This window comes from Phyllobacterium sp. NPDC097923, assembly GCF_044760925.1.
In the GTDB taxonomy this organism is placed as follows: Bacteria; Pseudomonadota; Alphaproteobacteria; order Rhizobiales; family Rhizobiaceae; genus Phyllobacterium; species Phyllobacterium calauticae.
On the sequence record NZ_JBIWBL010000001.1, the window covers coordinates 2,348,192 to 2,368,019 of the forward strand.

Here is a 19,828-nt window from a genome sequence, read left to right on the forward strand (position 1 = left end):
CCGTTTTCCAGCTGCGCTGCTTTCCGCTTGATCCAGATGCCCATCTTAATGCGCAGCCCCCTTCGGTTTCGCGCCGGGGACGGCCGCAACGGTTGCCCTGCGCACGCTGCCGGTCTTGATCGTATCGGTCTTTTTCACGGCAGGCCCCGCATCGGCCTCGGTGATGAGGTTGGCGACGTCATCGATCTTTTCGGCGGCGGGTTTGGCTTTCGGAATCTCGTTGATGTTGGCGATCTGCTGCGCCTCGACCGGCTGCAGGTTGAGCTGGCCCTGGAAGGAGGCAACCAGCTTCTGTAGGCGGTTGGGCTGCGTCAGCAGGCTCCAGTCGGCCTTCAGGAGATCAATCGTATCCTTCTCGTCGGCGATCATCCGCTGGATCTTGTGCACTTCCGTCATCTGCTTTTCAGCATCGTGCTTGATTTTATAGGTGATGCCGGCCGCTGCGATCATCAGCCCGATCAATATGATGTCGAAGGTGCGCAGCATGGATCAGCTCCTCGCCGTTTCATGAAAATGCGGAAGATTGGGCAGGCCGTAGATCGAATGATCTTCAGCCAGCGGCGGGTTTTCGGTGCGGATGGCAGCACGCAGCTTGGCCGAGCGCGCACGCGGATTGCTTTCCGTCTCCGCCTCGGTCGGCGCAACCACGCCCTTGCCGATGGGGGTGAAGCTTGCCAGGCGCACCTGCACCTGCGGCAGATGGCGCGAACCGCCGCTCGAACCGGCGCGGTCATTGAAGAAGCGCTTGACGATGCGGTCCTCGAGCGAATGGAAGGTCACGACAACCAGGCGGCCGCCCGGCTTGAGCGCCCGCTCGGCCGCATGCAGCGCGCGAACGAGTTCGCCCAGTTCGTCATTGACGAAAATGCGCAGCGCCTGAAACACGCGCGTCGCCGGATGGATCGGAATCTTCGGATTGCGCCCGACCAGCGCCTCGATGGCATTGGCCAGATCGCGGGTGCGGTGAAACGGCTCGGTGGTGCGGCGCTTTTCGATCATGCGCGCGATGCGGCCCGCATGGCGCTCCTCGCCGAGGAAATTGAAGATGCGGGCAAGATCGCCCGTCTTGAGGCGGTTGACCACGTCGGCGGCACTTGGCCCTGAACTTGACATGCGCATGTCGAGCGGCCCGTCCTTCTGGAAGGAAAAGCCGCGCTCGGCCTCGTCGATCTGCATGGAGGACACGCCGATGTCCAGCACGATGCCGTCGGGAGCACCCAGCAATGCAACCTGATCCAGTGTCGAGAAAGTGCCCTGCACGAGCGTGAGGCGGCCCGCATGGGCCTTTTCCAGCGCCCGCCCGGCTTCGATAGCCGAGGGATCGCGGTCGATAGCCGTCACCGATGCGCCGGTATCGAGAATACGGCGGGTATAACCACCTGCACCGAACGTGCCGTCGATGATCAATTGACCGGGACCAGGCTTCAGTGCGGCGATGACTTCATCGAGCAGGACGGGTATGTGGCGCGCTTCATCCTGACCGCCCGCACCCGCCATCACCTGTTTCCTGTCTGATTGTCCAGATTTTCCAGCCGCCGCCGCTCCATCAGGCGTTGACGTACCTTTGCCCGATGCGTTTCGAACTGCTCCGGCTGCCACATCTGAAAATGCGTGTTCGCCCCCGCAAAGGTCACATCGGTCGTGATGCCCGTATGCTCGCGCAGGAAATCCGTCACCGTGATCCGTCCATCCGCGTCCAGCTTGAGAAAGCCGCCATCCGCATGCAGGTAGAAAGACATATCGTCTGCCATTTCGGCGAAGGGATCCTCGCTCTCCAGCCGCTTGTCGAAGCGCGTCAGCAGATCCGGTCCGCCCGCATCGAGGGCAGGAAGATGCAGGGAGCGCAGGGCGTACAGTTCCGTGTGGCCGGCCTGCTGGATGATCGAACGGAAATGCGCCGGTACGGAAACCCGTCCCTTCGCATCGATCCTGTTCGTTACATGTCCGAGGAACCGGTTCAAAACGCAACACCGCCGTTTCCGCCACGAAGGCCTGTTTCATTTCTACCCCTGCTCCACCCCTGGGAGCCCCATCAATAGCCGCGGAAGCATTGGCCGAACGGGCCGAATGCAAGCCCTGGCATGCCAAATCCAATGTCGGGAAACACCGTGTCGACTGAACGCTACTGATGAAACCAATCGATATCATGGGGTACTATGGGCGTCAATGGGATTAGAGAACACATGGTGGGAGCAAGCCTGCAATCAGACGCACTTCCGGCGATTCTGAATTTATGGCTCATTAAGCTTAATGAACGGTTAGGAAACCGGTTGGGCGGTATGATTGAAGCCTTTGCGGAGGCGTCGTGCGTGGTTCGACAAGCTCACCACGAGGGAAGTGATTTGGTGACAAGCCCAATCGGAAAGATCGCAGAACTTGGCTTCCTGCAATCCTCATCTTTCCTCATGGTGAGCTTGTCGAACCACGCACGATGCATCTGCAGTCGCGGGCAACCGTAAGAAGGATGAAGTGTCAGCTGGCCTGTAAGCCGGGTTCTGTATGGCCGGACTTGCGTCCGGCGCGGCAGCCATTCATCTTGGACGGATGTTGCCATCCGCCTCCTGCAACCTACCCGGACGACTGACCGGAAACTGATCGCCAGGCTTTCGCCTGACACGCCGTCCCTATTCGGTTTTGCTCCCGGTGGGGTTTACCTTGCCGTTCCTGTTACCAGCAACGCGGTGGGCTCTTACCCCACCCTTTCACCCTTACCCCGTCATTCCTTGCGCCCAACCGGCAATGATCCGGCGCAACGAAAGACGGGGCGGTTTCCTTTCTGTGGCACTTTCCCTGGGGTCGCCCCCGCCGGACGTTATCCGGCACCGTGTTTCCCTGGAGCCCGGACTTTCCTCACGTGCCGCCTTTCGGCTTTTGACACGCGCGGCTGCCCGGCCAGCTGACGAAGCGTATAAAAGGGTTTCGCAGCAAAAACGCAAATGAAAAAGGCCGGATTGGTTATCCGGCCTTCATCTTTGTAACGATCTCCAACGGTTTTAGTTGGAAGCCATTTCCATTTTCACCTTGGCGCAGTAGTTGGCCGAGACCGGATTCATGCGCGTTGCGCCATGACCGGCATTGTAGCGCAGGATGGTGCCGCAGGTCGTGCCGTTGCCGAGCTTGTGCGCCCCGGCAAGATACTTCATGCCCCAGCGGATATTGGTTTCGGGATTATAGAGCGCCTGGCGGCTACCGGTATAGCCAAGGCCGCGCGCCGTTTCGAGCTTGATCTGCATCAGGCCGATTTCGCCGGCGCTGCCGGTCATGTCGGCGCGGTAGTTGCTTTCCACCCGGACCACGGCATTGGCGAGGGAGGCCGGGACGCCGTAGGACGCGGCGTAGGAATTGATGATCGTCGTATATTTCATCGATCCGGCGGCCGATGGGATGCTGCCCGTTGTCATCGTGTCGACATTGGCGAGATTCCTGTGGCGCACCTTGGTTCTGAGCCGGACCTTGGTTTCGACAACCGGACGCTTGGATGACGCCAGGGTCTTTTTGCTGGCATGGGCCTTTACGACGCTCTTTTTACCCTTGCTTGCTGCCTGGACAGTCTTGGCGGATTTCCCGCCTTCTTTATCCTTTTCCGCTGCGGCCCGCTTGGCCTTGAGGTAGTCCATCAGGTTTGTCGGCTCTGCCGGACTGCTGTATGCTGAATTTGCGCCAAAGAAGGCCGTCGCCCCAACAAGGGCGAGAATCATACCAAATTTTTTTGTCATCGTTTTCCGTCTAAATCGCTTGGGCAATACGAGCGCACTGCCGGACCCCGTTCCGCGCCAAAAATCTAAAAGGGCATTACCGGAACAATGTCCAAGGATGTGACGGTCCAATGCAGCCGAATATGGGTCGGCCAAATAACAAAGTGTAACACATTGAAATATATAGGTTGCAGTGCACAAATAAACGCCGGGAAAGCGTTTTTTTACAGAGAGTTAAGCATGAAGCGCGGGAAGTGCGGAAAGTACCCGGTGCAGGGTTTCGATGGTTGACATGTCGGCGACTCCGTCGACTTTTTCCGGGCGAAAGTGGCGCTGGAACGCTAAAATGCCTAATTCTGTCGACCGTCCGAACACACTGTCGATCGGCACATCATAGCCGTAGAGCGCCAGCATGCTCTGCAAAGCCTCGACCGGCTGACCCTGGTCGCCGAGGGAAAAGAAGCGTCCGCCGCGAACCGGCGATGGCTGTACCCAGTGCCCCACGCCAGCATTGTAGAGGATCGGCCACGGGAATTTTTCACCCGGATCGATCTTGCGTGCGGGCGCGATATCAGAGTGGGCAAGCACGTTTTCCGGGCGCATCTTGTGGCGTGACACAATCCCCTTGCACAGGTCAATCACCGCGTCGATCTGCGCATCGCCGAAATCGGGGAAATTCAGCAGCGGTCCGCCATTGACGATCTCGATGCCGATGGAGCGGGAATTGATATCCGTCTCGCCCTTCCAGGAGCTTTGTCCGGCATGCCAGGCGCGCTGGCTTTCCGGCACGAGCTGAACGACGCGCCCGTCCTCGTGCACGACGTAGTGGGCGGAAACTTCGCTTTGCGGATTGGTCAGCCAGCCCTCGGCCGCCTCCCCGGTTTCCATGCCGGTATAATGCAGGACGAGATAGGACGGATGCTTGCCGTCCTTGCGCGGGCCAAAATTCGGTGAGGGATGCACTTCCGCGCGTAAATGGTCCGGTTTAAACGCGTTCATATGCCTTCAAATCTTTTTCGACTTTTTCCCAGGCCGCATTGATAGCGGCAATGCGCTGATTGGCAATAGCGACGAATTCCTCCGGCACGCCGCGGGCAATCAGCATGTCCGGATGATTTTCCCGCACCAGCGCCCTGTAGCGCTTGCGGGCGTCTTCGAAACTGACATCCCGCGCCAGACCGAGAACCACAAACGGGTCCGCCTGTCCCCGCCCGACATGCCGTGCCAGAATGCTGTCGAACTGGTCTTCATCGAGCGCGAAAATCTCGGCGACCGTGCCCAAGAAGATCAGTTCCTTGTCATGCAGCGAGCCGTCAGCCTTGGCGATGTGGAAAAGGCCGTCGAGAATATCTTCCAGCATCTTGCAGTTCGGCTTGCCGGTGCCGCACAGGGAGGCCAGTTGCGCCGCATAGGTCTCGTAACCCGCCACATCCTGCTTGGCGAGATTGTAAAGCCGGGTCACCTGATCCTGGTAGCGCGGCGGAACATGGAAAATCTCGTGAAATGCCTTGACCTCGACTTCGGTGACGACACCGTCAGCCTTGGCCATTTTGGCCGAGAGCGCAATCATGGCGATGGAGAATGCGACACGCCTGCGGGTTTCGGGGTCTCCCTCGAAGGCCGTGCGCACGGCTTCGATGATGCTGGAGAAAGCATCGATGGCAGTGCTGGTAATGAAGTCGCTGATACGGCGCCAGATTGACATGGTACTGTTTTATTCAAATTCTTTCGCAATTGCGAGAGCCATCTGGAACAAGCCGGGCAGACCGGTTGCCGCACCTGTCAAAATGGAATGGCCGGCGCGAAGCCGGCCATTCTTATCGGGGATAGCGGCTCTTACTGAACGCCGAGCGTGTCCTTCATGACTTTTTCTGCAGCATCCGCGGCGGCCTTGATCTGGTCGGCCGTCTGGCCGGCAGCCTTGGCCGCATCTTCGGCAGCCTTGCGGGCGGTGGCGACAGCAGCCTGTTTCTGCTCAGCCGTCATGGTCGCAGCCTGCTCTTTCAGCTTCTTCAGAGTATCCGCCGCATTCATCGGCGCTGCTGGCGCTGCGGGTGCCGCCGGAGCCTGCGTTGTGGACGGCGTTGCCGGAGCGGCAGGCTTGGCCGGTGTTGCAGCAGGCTGTTCGGTCGCTGCCGGAGCCTTCTTTTCCTCTTCCTTCTTGCCGCAAGCGGTCAGTGCAAGAAGCGAAACCATACCAAGTGAAATAAGTAGTTTGCTGTTCATGGGTATACCCTCTCCGTTTCAACCAAATACGTCCCTCACGCAGTTATCTTACCTCAATTGAGGCAAAGTTGGGTCTTGTTTTAAAGTTCGGTTAACTTTTCATCGGAGAGCCGCAAAATGGGCAGTAATCCCGGCGTTTCCGGTGGGTTGTGCCAAGCCTGTTCTTTTGCAAAACTTGCCCTATCCGATCCCACGCCAGCAGAGTGCCCCGCATGTCTCCTACCCCTTTGATTCGTGTCCTGACGGCGCACGATGCCGCCGCCTTCCAGGCCCTGCGCCTGCATGGCCTTCAGAGCACACCGGAAAGTTTCGGCTCGAGCTACGAGGATGAGGTCGGCCGCACGCCTGCCGAGATTGAGCGCATGCTCGACGGCAGGCCCAATGCCGTGTTCGGTGCCTTTGCCGGGACCGAACTGGTCGGCATGGCCGGCTTCGCGACGACGGCCAAGGTCAAACAGAAGCACAAGGGCCTCTTGTGGGGCGTTTTCGTTCATGCGGACTGGCGCGGCCACGATCTTGGCAGGAAGCTGACCATGGCGGTCATCGGCCATGCCCGGGATCACGTCGACACGCTGCACGCAACGGTCATGGCAGCCAATCTACCCGCCCGCACGCTCTATCTCGGATTGGGCTTCACGGTTTTCGGCTTTGAAAAGGATGCCCTGCGTATCGACAGCCAATCCTACGATGATGAATTGCTGCGGCTCGATTTGCGCTGATACCGCAGGCAAAAATCGTCACGCCATCTTGAAAATGAAACGGATTGGGTTTATATCGCCAGATAATAATTAGCACACTACTTATTGTCTGGCTATGATATGACCCCGATGACGCCCCGCGATACCTATATTGACGAGCTTTCGAAAGTCAGCCGCAAGATCCGCACATTGTTCGATGCGCGGGTCAAGCAGCGCGGTCTTACCTTTGCGCGCGCCCGGACCATGATGCTGCTCGACCGCATGGAAATCCTCAGCCAGAAGGATCTGGCGGAGGAATTGGAAATCGAAACGCCCACCATGGTGCGGCTGCTCGACGGCCTGGAAAAACAGGGCTTTATCGAGCGGCGCTCCGTGGACGGCGACCGCCGCGCCAAGCAGATCGTCATGACGCCGCTGGGTGCGGAACTGGCCAGCGAGGTCAGCCAGCTGGCGCAGGAATTGCGCGCAGAGTTTCTGAATGGCGTGGACGAGACGGCACTTGTTGCCGGACTTGAGGTCATGCGTGCCATCAACCGCAACATCGGCGACATGGACAAGGATCAGAACGGATGATCCGCGAGGCAGAATTCGTCGGGTATGACCCGCTGAAGCTGCAACCGGAACCGCCGGAGGAAGCGGTGCTGCCCGCTGCAACGCCGCCGGCCCCGCCACCCGCCATCAGCCCCTACCGCTCCGCCATCTATATCGCCGCCTCGACGCTGCTCTCCCTCACGCAAGGGCTGGGCATGAACCTCATCGCCACCAATGTGGCGCAAATCCAGGGTTATCTCGGCGCAACGAATACCGAAACCACCTGGCTGATCGCCGCCTATATGGCGCCGAATGTCAGCCTTTCCGTCGCACTGATCAAAATCCGCAACCAGTATGGCTTGCGCAACTTTGCCGAACTGAGCATTGCCGGTTTCGTTCTCGTTTCGCTGATGCACCTGTTCGTCACCGACCTGCAATCGGCCATCATCATCCGCTTTTTCAGCGGCGTTGCCGCATCGCCCATGTCGAGCCTCGCCTTCCTCTACATGCTGGAGGCCTTTCCGCCGGCGCGCAAACTCACCGTCGCCGTGTGCCTCGTCCTCACCAACATCTCGCTCGCCTCGCCGCTCGCCCGGCTGCTGTCGCCCACCCTTTTGGAATTCGGCCAATGGCAAGGTCTCTACATGTTCGAGATATCGCTTGCCTTCATCGCCTTCGCCACGATCTACCTGCTGCCGCTCACGCCCGTGCCGCGCGCCAAGGTCATCGAAAAGCTCGACATTGTAAGCTATCTGCTGATCGCCATCGGCTTTGGCTGTACCGCCGTCGTGCTCGTGACCGGGCGGCTCTACTGGTGGGCGGAAGTGCCATGGCTCGGCATTCTTCTCGCCATTGCCGTCATCACGGTCACCACGGCGGTCGTCATCGAACTCAACCGGGAAAAGCCCCTGCTCGACATCCGCTGGATCGCCAGCCGGGAAATGCTGCATCTGGCGGGGACGATCCTGCTGTTCCGGCTGATCGTTTCCGAGCAATCCACCGTCGCCACCAATTTCTTCCAGAACCTCGGTTTGCTGAACGAGCAGATCGCCGCGCTCTATGGGGTGATGATGGTGTCGATGATCGTAGCAGGCCTGTGCTGCGCCGCGGTGATGAAGCCGGAACGCGGCCCGGCCATCCACGCGGTGGCGCTGGTCTTCCTGATCGTCGGTTCCTACATGGACAGCCAGGCGACAAACCTGACGCGCCCCGACAACATGTATCTGAGCCAGGCGCTGATCGCGGCGGCCACGGCTATCTTCCTGCCGCCCGCCATGTCGGCCGGCCTTACCTCCGCCCTGAAACGGGGCCCGAGCTATATCCTCAATTTCATCATCGTATTCCTGGCGACGCAAAGCCTCGGCGGATTGCTCGGAACCGCTGTCTTCGGCAGCTTCGTCACGATCCGCGAGAAATTCCACTCCAACGTGCTGGCCGAACATATCGTCCTGTCCGACCCGCTCGTCGCCCAGCGTGTCACGCAACTGGCGAACGGCTATGGCCGGGTCATCACCGACAAGGCACTGCTCAATGCCGAAGGGATCGCGCTCCTGTCGCTGCAGACGACGCGTGAAGCCAATATCCTTGCCTATAACGACGCATTCTTCCTCATTGCGGCGATCTCGTTCTTTGCCCTCGTCGCCCTTCTCACCCATGTCGGCTTTCGCTATGCCGCCGGAAAATTCATGGCTCCGCGCGTGACCGGCGAAACCGCCCAACCAAGTTCATAAGATCATGTCCCGATTGCTCCGCAACACCGCCACCCTCACCGCCATTCTTCTCGGCCTGCTCGGCCTTGTGCTGGTTCTCTATGCATGGCGGCTGCCGCCCTTCAACAGCAATGTCGAGATCACCGAGAATGCCTATGTCAAAGGCTACGTAACCCTCATCAGCCCGCAGCTCAGCGGATACATCGTCGACGTGCCGGTGCAGGACTATCAGCAGGTCAAGGAAGGACAGCTGCTGGTACGGATCGATGACCGCATCTATGCGCAGAAGCTCGAACAGGCCAAGGCGACACTGGCAAGCCAGCAGGCAGCCCTCAGCAATTCGACCCAGTTGGAACGGGCGGCGGAAGCGCGTATCGGTTCCAGCCAGGCACAGCTCGACAGTGCCAATTCGGGCCTGCGGCGCACGCAGGCCAACTGGGCCCGCATCGAACCGCTTGCCATCAAGGGCGTCATGACGAAGAGCGATGCCGATCAGGCTGAAACCGCACTGGAACAGGCACAGTCGGCGGTCACCCAGGCGCAGGCCGCGCTGGAAGTTTCCAAGCAGGACCTGGAGACCATCAAGGTGAGCCGCGGCTCGCTGGAAGCCGCCGTCAGCGGGGCCGTGGCAGCCGTCAATCTCGCCGAGATCGACATGACCAACACAAAAGTCCTCGCACCGCGCGACGGTACGGTTGGCGAAGTGGGTGCGAAACTCGGGCAGTACGTGACCGCAGGAACGCAGCTGATGGCCGTGGTGCCGCCGGATGTCTGGATCATCGCCAACTTCAAGGAAACTCAGCTCAGCGATATCAGGATCGGCCAGCCCGTGACGTTCACGGTGGACGCACTCAATCGCAAGCGCCTGAACGGCCATGTCGAGCGCTTCGCGCCGGCCACCGGCTCGGAATTCAGCGTGCTCAAGCCCGACAATGCGACCGGCAATTTCACCAAGGTTGCCCAGCGCATTTCCGTGCGCATCTCCGTCGATCCCGGCCAGGACCTGGCGCAGTATCTGGCGCCCGGCATGTCGGTCGTGGTGCGAACCGAGCTGGAAAAATAGGTTTGCGCGGTGTTTTTTTCCGATGCCACGGGGGTTTAGCCGCATAAGCTGAATCAATCCGGCAGGGATGTGATTCAAAACCGTCACGGCTTTGTTACATCGAGATGTTAGGCGGAGAGGAATTTCCAACAAAGGGGATTCGATCCAATGCCGTTTGCGAAACAGCCCGACAGCGCCACGGCGCCGCGGCATGAAAAAGTTCAGAACGCCGTACGCCAGAACAGGCTCCTGTCAAAAGCCGGACTTTCCGAACGGCTGTTTGCCCATGTCTTCAAGGGCCTCGTCTATCCCCAGATATGGGAAGACCCGGAGGTCGACATGGAGGCGCTGCAGATCCATTCCGGCCATCGGATCGTTACCATCGCGTCGGGCGGTTGCAATGCCATGTCGTACCTGACCGCCGATCCCGCCAGCGTCGAGGCGGTCGATCTGAACACGGCCCACGTGGCGTTCAATCGCCTGAAACTCGCCGCCGTCACCCGCCTGCCCAACTACGATGCCTTCTATCGCTTCTACGGAACGGCGGATGACAAGGCGAACCTTGCCGCCTATGAACGCTTCATCCAGCCGCATCTCGACGGCACCAGCCGCGCCTATTGGGAAAAGCGGATGCTGTCCGGCCGCCGGCGCATCACCATCTTTTCGCGTGACCTCTACCGGCATGGCCTGCTCGGACTGTTCATCGGCATGGGCCACCGCGTCGCCAGGCTCTACGGCATCGACCCCCGCGACATCCTCAAGGCAGCGACGATCGAAGAGCAGCGCGCCTATTTCGACAGCGCCCTCGCCCCGCTTTTCGACAAGCGGATGGTGCGCTGGGCAACCAAGCGCAAATCCTCGCTGTTCGGCCTTGGCATCCCGCCGCAGCAGTATGATGCACTGGCAACGGCAGGCGACGGCAACATGGCGCTGGTGCTGCGCCGCCGCCTGGAAAAACTCGCCTGCGGCTTCCCGCTGTCGGAAAACTATTTCGCGTGGCAGGCCTTCGGGCGCGGTTACAGCGACAATGCCGAAACCGGCCCGCTGCCGCCCTATCTCTCGCGCAACAATTTCGAGAACGTGCGCGACCGCGCCGAGCGCATGAGCGTCGTCAACGCATCGTTGACGGAGTTCCTCGCGGCCAAGCCCGCAGGTTCCGTCGACCGCTTCATCCTGCTCGACGCGCAGGACTGGATGAACGACAAGCAGCTGAACGAACTCTGGCATGAAATCACCCGCACGGCCGCTGCCGGCGCGCGCGTCATTTTCCGCACCGCGGCCGAGCCCACCATCCTGCCGGGCCGCATCGACGACGCCCTGCTTGCGCGCTGGGATTACCGGGAGGAACAGTCTCTCGACCTGCATGCCCGCGACCGGTCGTCCATCTATGGCGGCTTCCATCTCTATCTGCTCAAGGATTGATACCGATGTTTGCCAAGATCGAACATGGACCGCTGATGGATCGCGTCTACCGGCACCAGCGCCACTTTTATGACGCCACGCGCAAATACTATCTGCTCGGACGCGATCCGATGATCGCAGGCCTGATGCCGCCGGCCAATGGCAGCATCCTGGAGATCGGCTGCGGTACCGGGCGCAATCTGGTCATGGCCGGAGCCGCCTATCCCACGACAAAGCTCTATGGCATCGACATTTCCAATGAGATGCTGACGACAGCCCGCAAGAAGGTGATGGCTGCCGGCCTGGGCGAGCGCACCGAACTTGCCTATGCCGATGCGGCGAAATTCGATCCGTCCGCCCTGTTCGGCCGCGCCCAGTTTGACCGGATTTTCATCTCCTATGCGGTGTCGATGATCCCGCAGTGGGAAAGCGTCATGCGCGAAGCGGTCAACCATCTGGCTCCCGGCGGCCAGCTGCACATCGTTGATTTCGGCGATCTCGCGGACTTGCCCGGAGCCGCGAAAACCGCCCTCTACAAATGGCTCGAATGGTATCACGTCACGCCGCGCAACAACCTGTTCGAGGTTGCGCAGGACATCGCAGCCGCCACCGGCGCGCACGCCGAAGCACAACGGCTCTATCGCGGCTTTGCCTGGATTTCGATCATCAGCCGCCCGGGCTGAGGCAATCATCCCGCCGTGCGTGGTTCGACAAGCTCACCATGAGGGAGATTGAGGATTGCAGGGAGCCATATTCTGCAACTTATCAGATTGGCACTGCCGCCAAACCACCTCCCTCATGGTGAGCTTGTCGAACCACGCACAACAGGATTGTCCCCCTATTTGCAGAGATCGCCCTTGGCGACAACCGAGCTTGGCGCAGCGAGGCAGTAGAGCTTGGTGATATTGGAGGACGTGCGCTCGCCGAGCGGATTAGGGTCCAGTTCATCGCCGCTTTGCGATTGCAGCAGCTCGCAATCGCTGCGCAGCAGGCACATTACCGGGATACGCGCCATCGCCGTCGCTGTCTTGAACATGCCGCGCCTGCCGTCCATGGCACCTGTATTGTGCACGCGGTACCACTGGTGCGTGCGGGAAATGCGGTAGAACGAACGCGGGTTCGAGAGGATGGCGAGCCGCGACAACAGGTCGTTATCGGCGAAAAGATCGACGACCTGCCCGTCATAGGGCTCGGTCAGCCGGAAATTATTCGATACGAACGTCGAATTGAAGACAATCGCCGCCGTGCACGGAAACGCCGCAGCCATGTGCCGGGCAAGGCCTCCGCCCAGTTCATGCCCAACGGCGATATAATCGATGGGCAAGCCGTCCGAATTCTTCTGCGCCTCGGCCCTGACCTTGGCAAACTCCTGGCGTGCGGTGCGGTACTGATCCCATGGGTTGATGATCTGGGTGAAATAGCTCAGCTCGCTGATGAACCCCGGAATGCTCGCCAGACCGTCGGCACCGCGGAACACGATCATGTAGGACATGCGGTCCGAACTGCGGCGGCGATAGACTTCCGCGTAAAATCCGCCTGCCCTGGCGATGGGGTCGCCAAACGGCTCCCAGCCGAAATATTCGGTCTTCAGGTCAAAATGATGCCGGGCAATCGGCTTGTAAACGTTCGACGCATAGGCGGCATAGACACCGAAGTAATCCGAAATCAGCTCGTTGTTGTAGCCGGGATAGCCGCGGTAGTTCTTCCAGAAGCTCGGCACCGTGGGACGAACGCAGTTTTCCGCATGGCTGTTGCCGATCCCCAGCTCCGGCCGGTCGATCGTCACCCATGCAGCCACCGTCGCATTGGCAAGGCCAATGACGCAGATGACAAGTACAGCCCAGCCAATTTTCCTGATCATACGCTTCCCCGGATCGGTCAAATGGCCGTGCTGCCAGAACGTTTGCCGCCTGTTATATCAAACACGAAGATGTGACCCATCATACCCCGCAACTCTCATACAGATATCACATTGAAAAATCATGACAAAGGAAAGGCATACTACCATCAACCATAATCTCCGCCGGTCATGATCTGTTAAGCATAATGCCGCATGAGTGGAAAAATAAGGAATGCCCCTTCACGATTCGAGTACGGACCGCCATTGATGAAGCGACTTGCTGCTGGATTATTGACCCTTCTTCTCGCCGGTTGCACGACGGTCGACTACGATTTTTCCGATGCAAAGAAGCGGGCCTCGCCTGCCCCGCTGCAACAGATCGCAGCGCCCGCGGGCAAGATCAATGCGCCGCGTTTCAACGACAGCAATCCGCATGACTGGAAAGGCAGAACGCCCTGGCACTACCCGGTGCACGGAACGGACGTCTCCAAATACCAATCGACCATCGATTGGGCGGCCGTGCGCGGCAATCGCATCTCGTTTGTCTTCATCAAGGCCACGGAAGGGGCGGACCGGGTCGATGACCGCCTCGCCGACAACTGGCAGGCCGCACGCGCCGCAGGCATTCCGCGCGGCGCCTACCACTTCTACTATTTCTGCCGTACCGCCAAGGAACAGGCGCAGTGGTTCATCCGCAACGTGCCGAACGATCCCGGAGCCTTGCCGCCGGTGCTCGACATGGAATGGAACGCCGCATCGCCGACGTGCAAGCTGCGCCCCAATGCGGCGGTGGTGCGCAGCGAAATGCGCGTCTTCATCGACATTCTCGAACGCCATTACGGCAAGCGGCCGATCATCTACACCACCGTCGACTTCTTCGACGACAACGACCTGCGGCAACTGGCCGGCTATCCGTTCTGGTTGCGCTCGGTTGCAGGTCATCCCGATGAAAAATACGGGCCGCATCCCTGGACGTTCTGGCAGTATACCGGAACCGGCTCCATCCCCGGCATTCGCGGCGATGCGGATATCAATGTGTTTGCCGGTGACGAAACCGCCTGGAAGCAGTGGCTTGTGCGCAACAAGGTGCGATAAAGTCACACCGGACCTCTTCTCGCAATTCTGTGACTTCACGAGGGGGACATAATCGTGCATTAGCAGGACAAGCTCGCGCGCCTGCTGGCGCCCCCTGTTACCAACGAGATTTCCCTGATGAACAAACTATCGATTGCTCTTGCCGCCGCACTCCTTTCTGCGACAAGTTCTGCTTATGCACTGGACCAGATCAACCACCAGCAACCGGCAGCTGTAAAACCTGCCTGCGGCGGCGAGATGGAACCCTGGTTCAACGGCCTTATCGCCGAAGCAAAAGCGGCAGGCGTGACCGACAAGGGCCTCGGCGAACTTCTCAAGGCATCGCTTGACGACAAGGTTCTGCAGCGTGATCGCGCCCAGGGCGTATTCAGCCAGACCTTCCTGACATTCTCGACCCGCATGGTGTCGGATTACCGCCTCAAGCAGGGCGCAGCCAACCTGAAGAAATATGCCGACACCTTTGCCAGGGCAGAATCCGAATATGGCGTGCCGGGCCCGGTGATTGCCGCCTTCTGGGGGCTGGAAACCGATTTCGGCGCGGTACAGGGCGATTTTGACACGCTGAACGCGCTGCTCACCCTCTCCTTCGATTGCCGCCGTCCGGAGCTGTTCCGGCCGCAGCTGATCGCCTTGCTCAAGCTGTTCGACAAGGGCGTGGTCGATTCCAAGACGACCGGCGCATGGGCGGGCGAGATCGGCCAGATGCAGATGTTGCCGACCGATTATCTGGAGCGTGGCGTCGATGGCGACGGGGACGGCAAGGTCGACCTCAAGAACAGCGCGCCGGACGCCATCATGACGGCGGCCCGCGTGCTGCACGATCTCGGCTGGCGCAAGGGCGAGCCCTGGCTGGAGGAAGTCAAGCTGACCCGGGATCTGCCTTGGGAAAACGCATTGCGGACAAACCGCCTCCCCCATTCCAAATGGGCCGAATGGGGTGTGATGGGCATGAAGGGACCGCTCGGTCCCGACAATGGCGATGCATCCCTCCTGCTGCCGATGGGCCGCAAGGGACCGGCATTCCTGTCCTATGCCAATTTCGACGTTTTCGTCGAATGGAACAAGTCCATCATCTACGCGACAACTGCCGCCTATTTCGCCGCGCGCCTTGCCGGTGCCGGTCCGCTTGAGCCGACCACGCCGGAGACGGGCCTCACGCAGGAACAGATGAAGGAACTGCAGACCAAGCTCGCCGCCCGCGGCCACGATATGGGCCCGAAGATTGACGGCGTGTTCGGCATCCTGACCCGCGATGCCGTGCGCGACGAACAGATGCGCCTCGGCCTGCCCGCTGACGCCTGGCCCACCCCGGAATTGCTCAGCAAGCTCTAAGTCCTCCCAGTAGGGCCCCTTGAGATTAACACCCAAGGGGCTCAAGACGACTAGTCAAGATTATCGGCTTTCGTCGTAGGATTTCCCGTACCGATATGATCGGCAAGCTGTCGTGCACTGAAACCATATGTGCCGCTCGCATCAACTTCCGGCAGCATACCCCTGTTCCAAGCAATCCACTGGTCAAACAGGCTTTTGAATTTATCAGGATATCTGCTCTGTAAGTTTGCGCGTTCCAGCGGATCATCGACAACGTTAAACAGATAGGTATTGTCGAGTATTTTGAGATATTTGTAATCTCCAATACGCGCTGCGCGCTGCTTATTGCCTTTATAGCGCCAGAAAACGCTGCGCTCGATGGGAACAGCGCCAGCATTCACCAGACCCGGCAGCAAGGATATTCCATCCGGGGGATAGGACGGGTCGGTAATACCACCCGCCGCTTCCAGCAATGTCGGCAGCCAATCCATACTCAGGGAGACCTGATTGGAAGTGCGGCCTCCCGCTATTCTTGAGGGCCAGCTGATAATCGACGGAATCCTTATCCCGCCTTCCAGCAACTCGGACTTCTTTCCGGAAAACGGCCATGTATCCGAAAACCTCTCACCGCCATTATCACTGGTAAAAATAACGATGGTGTTTTCCGCAAGGTTGTTATCCTGAAGTGCCTGCAGAACCTGTCCCACCTGATAGTCCATCCGCTCAACGATCTCGCGATATGTTTCCTGCGTCCCCGCATCGAAGCTAGCCAGACCAAGGCGATTTGCTTTCAGTCGTGCCGATTCTTTTTTCCCCTCCTCGCCCGGAACCTCCCAGGGCCAATGGGGTGCGTTGAAATGAAGGCTGACGAAGAACGGCGATTCACAGTTTTTGTATTCTTTGATTGTCTTGACGGCCTGATCACCAAGCAGATCCGTCAGATACCCTGCTCTTTCCACCTCAACGTCATCCTCCCATAAATCCGGTCCTCCGGCTTCATGCGAATAATAATCGAGGGCACCGCCCGTGAACCCGAAGAAATGATCATAACCACTCTTGAGCGGCCAGTATTTCGGGAAAGCGCCCAGATGCCATTTCCCGATCAGGGTCGTTTTATAGCCAACCTTCTTCAGCAGCGATGGCAGGGTGGGATGCTCAGGCGGAAGACCGACATCCCGTCCGGCCAGAGGCTCTTCCAGCCCAAGCGGCAGACGATACTGATATCTGCCGGTTATCAGTGCCGTTCGTGTCGCCGAACACACAGCCGAATTGGCATAGGCCTGCAGAAAACGAACCCCCTTTTGGGCTATGGAATCAATATGCGGTGTGCGTATTGACCGGTGCCCGTAGGATGACAGATCAGCATAGCCAAGATCATCCGCCACTATGAATAGAATATTGGGTTTCTTATCCAAACTGGCTTGGGCTTGTTGCCCTCCCGCCGTCGCCAGAACCGCACCAACGGCAGCACTCTTCAACAAGGCACGCCTTGTCAGACCATTCCTTTGCATAACTGCAATATCCTCATTGAAAATAACATTTAAAAAACAATGCCATCTTCAACGATAAGCCAGCACGCTTCGAGAGAGAAATCGCCTCCCAAAGCGCAGTTTTTGGAAAAACAATACTAAAATGAGGGCATCATTCCACGCGCGCCATTGTTTCCAGTGAAGCAAAACCCTCCGGCCGCTCGCCCTCGTCGAACGGCGTTTCCACCTCGACGAACGTATCGGGGTAGAAACCGTTGAAACGGGTGCGCAGCGACAGGGAATAGGCGCCGATATTGCCGATTTCGATCCAGTCGCCGGTGGCGACCGTCTCCGGCAGCCAGAATGGCCGTGACAGGATGTCGACGGAATCGCAGGTTGCGCCGCAAACGCGGAACGGCACGATGTCCCGGACATTGCCACTGCGATGCTTGTGCGCGGGGTCGGGTATGAACCGCGCCGGCAGGGTGATCTTGCCGGTCCACGAATCCGACAGTGACGCCCAGATGCCGTCATTGATGTAAAGCCGCCTGCCCTTGCGCAGGAGCACGCGCACGATCAGCGAAAAGGCGCGCGCCACGATCACCCGGCCCGGCTCCGCCACCAGCGGCAGATCGTCAAACCCCCATTCCTTGATGTCGCCGCGCAGGCGCGACATCAATTGCCCGAGCGACGGCATCTCCACATGCTTGCGCTTGGGATCATGGCCGTATTCGGCCGGGAAACCGCCACCGACGTCGAGCCCGGCCAGCGGCACGCCCGCACGGTTGCGCACCCAGTCGGCCGACCGCAGGGCGCGTTCATAGGTATCGGGATCCTCGATCTGGCTGCCGACATGGAAGCAGATGCCGACCTTGTAGCCGATCTTGTGCAGCCGCTGCAGAAGCTCGACCGCATGGGCCGGTGTTGCACCGAATTTCTTGGACAGTTCATAGGCCGCATGGCCCTTGGTCTGCAGCCGCACGTAAAGGGTGATGCTGCCCGGATCGATATCGAGCGCACGCACGATGCGCGTTATCTTGGCGATCTCGTCCTCGTGGTCGACGGCCAGGATGCGGATGCCATAGGTTTCAAGCGCAAGGCGGATATCCGACTGGGCCTTGATGGGATGCATGTAGAGCATATGCGCATTCGGGGCGACCTTGCGTACCGCGGCGAACTCGCCCGGCGATGCCACATCGAATGTGTTGATGCCGTTGCGCGCCAGCGTTTCCAGGACCAGATTTTCGCCATTGGTCTTGACCGCATAGGCAGTCTCGCCGGGAAACATCTGCATGAACTGGTGCGCGTCTTCGACCAGCACATCCGGCCGAAAGCAATAGACGGGTTGATCGGGCCGCAGGGTAAGTGCTGCATCGCGGGCCGTGGCGAATCGTTGCATCTTGATCTTCTGCTCCATGCATAACTCTTAGCAAGAGCAGATGACGGACGAAAGTCGCTTTCTCCATGCAAGAAACGGGTGGCAATTTACCGGCGCGCGCCTAGAAATATCCGGTGCAGATCCGAATCGGGGGATTATCCGTGGCCGTAAACCAGACAACATCAGCCAATCCGCTTGCCATGACCGGTTTTGTCTGGCTGCAACTGCTGCTGCTGGGAGCCATATGGGGCGGTTCGTTCTTCTTCGCCAAAATCGCGGTGCACGTGATTCCGCCGCTGACGCTCGTGCTGTTTCGCGTCGCCATCGCCGCCGTTGCCCTGCACATCTATCTCCTCGCCCGCGGCATCCGGTTCTGGGATTATCGCCGGCACGCCCTCGGCTTTGCGGGACTGGGGCTCCTGAACAACGTCATTCCCTTTTCGCTGCTGTTCATCGGCCAGACGGCGCTCGGTGCCGGGCTGGAATCGATCCTCAACGCCACGACGCCGATCTGGACGGTGATCATCGCCACATTCCTTACCGTCGATGAAAAGATCAGCGCCAACAAGATCGCCGGTATCCTTCTCGGCGTCTTCGGCACGGTGGTGATGATCGGGCCCGGCGTGCTCTCCGGGTTGGGCGGACCGTTGTGGGCGGAAATCGCCGTGCTCACCGCCACCCTCTCCTATGCCTTCGCCAGCATTCTCGCCAAGCGGTTCAAGGGCATTCCGCCAACAGTGACGGCAACCGGCCAGATGACGGCCTCGACGCTGATCATGATCCCTGTCGTGCTTCTCTCCAGCGGCATGCCGGATTTTGCCGCACCCGATCAGGGCGTCTGGGCGGCCGTGTTCAGCCTCGGCCTGCTCTCCACCGCCTTCGCCTACATCCTGTTCTTCTCCATCGTCCGCGCCGGCGGCGCCACCAATGCCTCGCTGGTCACGCTGGTGGTTCCCGTCAGCGCGATCCTGCTTGGAACAGTTTTTCTCGGGGAGGAACTGGGTTTGAAGGATTTTGCCGGCATGGCGCTGATCGCCCTTGGCCTTCTGACCATTGACGGCAGGCTGCTCGCAGCGTTGCAAAAACCGCGAAAAAGATAGAGTTTTCAACAAATCCTAACGGGTACGGCTTGGCATTTCCCGGTCTGGATTGCGGCGCAACTGTGTCATAAATCGGTGAGAAAACACGCGCATCGCGTTTTGGTGCAATGCAAAAATAAACCAAATTCCCGGTCATTTTATCGTGAATTGACGATTTTTCATTCCTGTAAATGTGTTTCATTTCAGAAACTTACCATTGCAGAGCAAAAAATTTCTACAGATCATGTCACACCGCGGTAACATTTCCGCTTTTTCTGTGGCAATTTTCCGCTATGCTAAGACGGTTAACTGCAGGAGACAAACTATGGGACTTACGCGTTCGATGAACGTCCT

19 protein-coding genes and 1 other RNA gene are annotated in these 19,828 nt (G+C 59.2%); 9 read left to right on the forward strand and 11 right to left on the reverse strand.

What is annotated here, in order from left to right; all coding sequences use genetic code 11:
• Positions 1-45: 45 nt before the first annotated feature.
• The 8 genes from ACIQWS_RS11825 to ACIQWS_RS11860 form a co-directional block, all read right to left on the reverse strand.
• Positions 46-486: a hypothetical protein gene (locus tag ACIQWS_RS11825; RefSeq protein WP_288192400.1), complete on the reverse strand. Its 441-nt coding sequence runs from the start codon at positions 484-486 to the stop codon at positions 46-48.
• 3 nt (positions 487-489) lie between these two features.
• Positions 490-1,497, reverse strand: coding sequence for a 16S rRNA (cytosine(1402)-N(4))-methyltransferase RsmH (gene rsmH / locus ACIQWS_RS11830; RefSeq protein WP_403176967.1), 1,008 nt, complete (start codon positions 1,495-1,497; stop codon positions 490-492).
• Positions 1,497-1,961, reverse strand: a complete 465-nt coding sequence (mraZ, locus tag ACIQWS_RS11835) for a division/cell wall cluster transcriptional repressor MraZ (RefSeq protein WP_346308161.1) — start codon at positions 1,959-1,961, stop codon at positions 1,497-1,499. Before mraZ ends, rsmH begins: the two co-directional genes overlap by 1 nt.
• 507 nt (positions 1,962-2,468) lie before the next feature.
• Positions 2,469-2,900: RNase P RNA component class A (gene rnpB / locus ACIQWS_RS11840), an RNA gene on the reverse strand.
• A gap of 93 nt (positions 2,901-2,993) precedes the next feature.
• Entirely contained in the window at positions 2,994-3,716 is a 723-nt protein-coding gene (locus tag ACIQWS_RS11845) for a lytic transglycosylase domain-containing protein (protein ID WP_403176971.1), read from the reverse strand.
• Between the two features lie 213 nt (positions 3,717-3,929).
• On the reverse strand, positions 3,930-4,694 hold the full coding sequence (locus ACIQWS_RS11850) for an N-acetylmuramoyl-L-alanine amidase (protein ID WP_403176974.1): 765 nt from the start codon (positions 4,692-4,694) through the stop codon (positions 3,930-3,932).
• Complete coding sequence (locus tag ACIQWS_RS11855; protein ID WP_346308164.1) at positions 4,681-5,400, reverse strand: DnaJ family molecular chaperone; 720 nt, start codon at positions 5,398-5,400, stop codon at positions 4,681-4,683. The genes ACIQWS_RS11850 and ACIQWS_RS11855 overlap by 14 nt, the downstream gene beginning before the upstream one ends.
• Positions 5,401-5,531: 131 nt before the next feature.
• Positions 5,532-5,921 (reverse strand): hypothetical protein, encoded by a 390-nt coding sequence (locus ACIQWS_RS11860; protein WP_403176978.1) that lies wholly within the window; start codon positions 5,919-5,921, stop codon positions 5,532-5,534.
• A 212-nt stretch (positions 5,922-6,133) separates the two neighbouring features.
• On the opposite strand from ACIQWS_RS11860, the gene ACIQWS_RS11865 reads away from it, so the two are divergent.
• From ACIQWS_RS11865 to ACIQWS_RS11890, 6 genes are all read left to right on the forward strand, one after another.
• Positions 6,134-6,640, forward strand: a complete 507-nt coding sequence (locus ACIQWS_RS11865) for a GNAT family N-acetyltransferase (protein WP_403176986.1) — start codon at positions 6,134-6,136, stop codon at positions 6,638-6,640.
• A 108-nt stretch (positions 6,641-6,748) separates the two neighbouring features.
• On the forward strand, positions 6,749-7,192 hold the full coding sequence (locus ACIQWS_RS11870) for a MarR family winged helix-turn-helix transcriptional regulator (RefSeq protein WP_223612719.1): 444 nt from the start codon (positions 6,749-6,751) through the stop codon (positions 7,190-7,192).
• A complete protein-coding gene (locus ACIQWS_RS11875; protein ID WP_346308166.1) occupies positions 7,189-8,880 on the forward strand; it encodes an MFS transporter in 1,692 nt (563 codons plus the stop codon). Before ACIQWS_RS11870 ends, ACIQWS_RS11875 begins: the two co-directional genes overlap by 4 nt.
• A 4-nt stretch (positions 8,881-8,884) precedes the next feature.
• Positions 8,885-9,922, forward strand: a complete 1,038-nt coding sequence (locus ACIQWS_RS11880; protein ID WP_403176997.1) for an HlyD family secretion protein — start codon at positions 8,885-8,887, stop codon at positions 9,920-9,922.
• 147 nt (positions 9,923-10,069) lie between these two features.
• The gene (locus tag ACIQWS_RS11885; RefSeq protein ID WP_403177000.1) at positions 10,070-11,323 is read left to right on the forward strand and encodes a DUF3419 family protein; all 1,254 of its coding nucleotides are present in this window, start codon (positions 10,070-10,072) and stop codon (positions 11,321-11,323) included.
• Positions 11,324-11,328: 5 nt separating this feature from the next.
• Positions 11,329-11,985, forward strand: coding sequence for a class I SAM-dependent methyltransferase (locus ACIQWS_RS11890; RefSeq protein ID WP_403177005.1), 657 nt, complete (start codon positions 11,329-11,331; stop codon positions 11,983-11,985).
• Positions 11,986-12,140: 155 nt separating this feature from the next.
• Here ACIQWS_RS11890 and ACIQWS_RS11895 read toward each other — a convergent pair whose 3' ends face one another.
• Positions 12,141-13,163 carry a hypothetical protein gene (locus ACIQWS_RS11895; protein WP_223612714.1) on the reverse strand — a complete coding sequence of 341 codons (1,023 nt, stop codon included), beginning with the start codon at positions 13,161-13,163 and terminating at the stop codon, positions 12,141-12,143.
• A gap of 246 nt (positions 13,164-13,409) precedes the next feature.
• On the opposite strand from ACIQWS_RS11895, the gene ACIQWS_RS11900 reads away from it, so the two are divergent.
• Together ACIQWS_RS11900 and ACIQWS_RS11905 are read left to right on the forward strand one after the other, a co-directional pair.
• Positions 13,410-14,237, forward strand: a complete 828-nt coding sequence (locus tag ACIQWS_RS11900; protein WP_223612713.1) for a GH25 family lysozyme — start codon at positions 13,410-13,412, stop codon at positions 14,235-14,237.
• Between the two features lie 237 nt (positions 14,238-14,474).
• Entirely contained in the window at positions 14,475-15,569 is a 1,095-nt protein-coding gene (locus ACIQWS_RS11905) for a lytic murein transglycosylase (protein WP_403177755.1), read from the forward strand.
• A gap of 50 nt (positions 15,570-15,619) precedes the next feature.
• Here ACIQWS_RS11905 and ACIQWS_RS11910 read toward each other — a convergent pair whose 3' ends face one another.
• Positions 15,620-17,026 carry a sulfatase gene (locus ACIQWS_RS11910; protein WP_403177014.1) on the reverse strand — a complete coding sequence of 469 codons (1,407 nt, stop codon included), beginning with the start codon at positions 17,024-17,026 and terminating at the stop codon, positions 15,620-15,622.
• A 163-nt stretch (positions 17,027-17,189) separates the two neighbouring features.
• The gene (locus tag ACIQWS_RS11915; RefSeq protein WP_403177760.1) at positions 17,190-18,416 is read right to left on the reverse strand and encodes an alanine racemase; all 1,227 of its coding nucleotides are present in this window, start codon (positions 18,414-18,416) and stop codon (positions 17,190-17,192) included.
• 179 nt (positions 18,417-18,595) lie between these two features.
• On the opposite strand from ACIQWS_RS11915, the gene ACIQWS_RS11920 reads away from it, so the two are divergent.
• Positions 18,596-19,495, forward strand: a complete 900-nt coding sequence (locus ACIQWS_RS11920; RefSeq protein WP_346306682.1) for a DMT family transporter — start codon at positions 18,596-18,598, stop codon at positions 19,493-19,495.
• Positions 19,496-19,828 lie beyond the last annotated feature (333 nt).

Excerpts from the sequence above, each read along its gene's own strand:
- ACIQWS_RS11860 (WP_403176978.1), bottom strand. The coding sequence starts at position 5,921 with ATGAACAGCAAACTACTTATTTCACTTGGTATGGTTTCGCTTCTTGCA.
- ACIQWS_RS11895 (WP_223612714.1), bottom strand. The coding sequence starts at position 13,163 with ATGATCAGGAAAATTGGCTGGGCTGTACTTGTCATCTGCGTCATTGGC.
- ACIQWS_RS11825 (WP_288192400.1), bottom strand. The coding sequence starts at position 486 with ATGCTGCGCACCTTCGACATCATATTGATCGGGCTGATGATCGCAGCG.
- ACIQWS_RS11875 (WP_346308166.1), top strand. The coding sequence starts at position 7,189 with ATGATCCGCGAGGCAGAATTCGTCGGGTATGACCCGCTGAAGCTGCAA.
- ACIQWS_RS11850 (WP_403176974.1), bottom strand. The coding sequence starts at position 4,694 with ATGAACGCGTTTAAACCGGACCATTTACGCGCGGAAGTGCATCCCTCA.
- ACIQWS_RS11845 (WP_403176971.1), bottom strand. The coding sequence starts at position 3,716 with ATGACAAAAAAATTTGGTATGATTCTCGCCCTTGTTGGGGCGACGGCC.
- ACIQWS_RS11885 (WP_403177000.1), top strand. The coding sequence starts at position 10,070 with ATGCCGTTTGCGAAACAGCCCGACAGCGCCACGGCGCCGCGGCATGAA.
- rsmH (WP_403176967.1), bottom strand. The coding sequence starts at position 1,497 with ATGGCGGGTGCGGGCGGTCAGGATGAAGCGCGCCACATACCCGTCCTG.
- ACIQWS_RS11900 (WP_223612713.1), top strand. The coding sequence starts at position 13,410 with ATGAAGCGACTTGCTGCTGGATTATTGACCCTTCTTCTCGCCGGTTGC.
- ACIQWS_RS11920 (WP_346306682.1), top strand. The coding sequence starts at position 18,596 with ATGACCGGTTTTGTCTGGCTGCAACTGCTGCTGCTGGGAGCCATATGG.
- ACIQWS_RS11865 (WP_403176986.1), top strand. The coding sequence starts at position 6,134 with ATGTCTCCTACCCCTTTGATTCGTGTCCTGACGGCGCACGATGCCGCC.
- ACIQWS_RS11855 (WP_346308164.1), bottom strand. The coding sequence starts at position 5,400 with ATGTCAATCTGGCGCCGTATCAGCGACTTCATTACCAGCACTGCCATC.
- ACIQWS_RS11890 (WP_403177005.1), top strand. The coding sequence starts at position 11,329 with ATGTTTGCCAAGATCGAACATGGACCGCTGATGGATCGCGTCTACCGG.
- ACIQWS_RS11870 (WP_223612719.1), top strand. The coding sequence starts at position 6,749 with ATGACGCCCCGCGATACCTATATTGACGAGCTTTCGAAAGTCAGCCGC.
- ACIQWS_RS11915 (WP_403177760.1), bottom strand. The coding sequence starts at position 18,416 with ATGCAACGATTCGCCACGGCCCGCGATGCAGCACTTACCCTGCGGCCC.
- ACIQWS_RS11880 (WP_403176997.1), top strand. The coding sequence starts at position 8,885 with ATGTCCCGATTGCTCCGCAACACCGCCACCCTCACCGCCATTCTTCTC.
- ACIQWS_RS11905 (WP_403177755.1), top strand. The coding sequence starts at position 14,475 with ATGGAACCCTGGTTCAACGGCCTTATCGCCGAAGCAAAAGCGGCAGGC.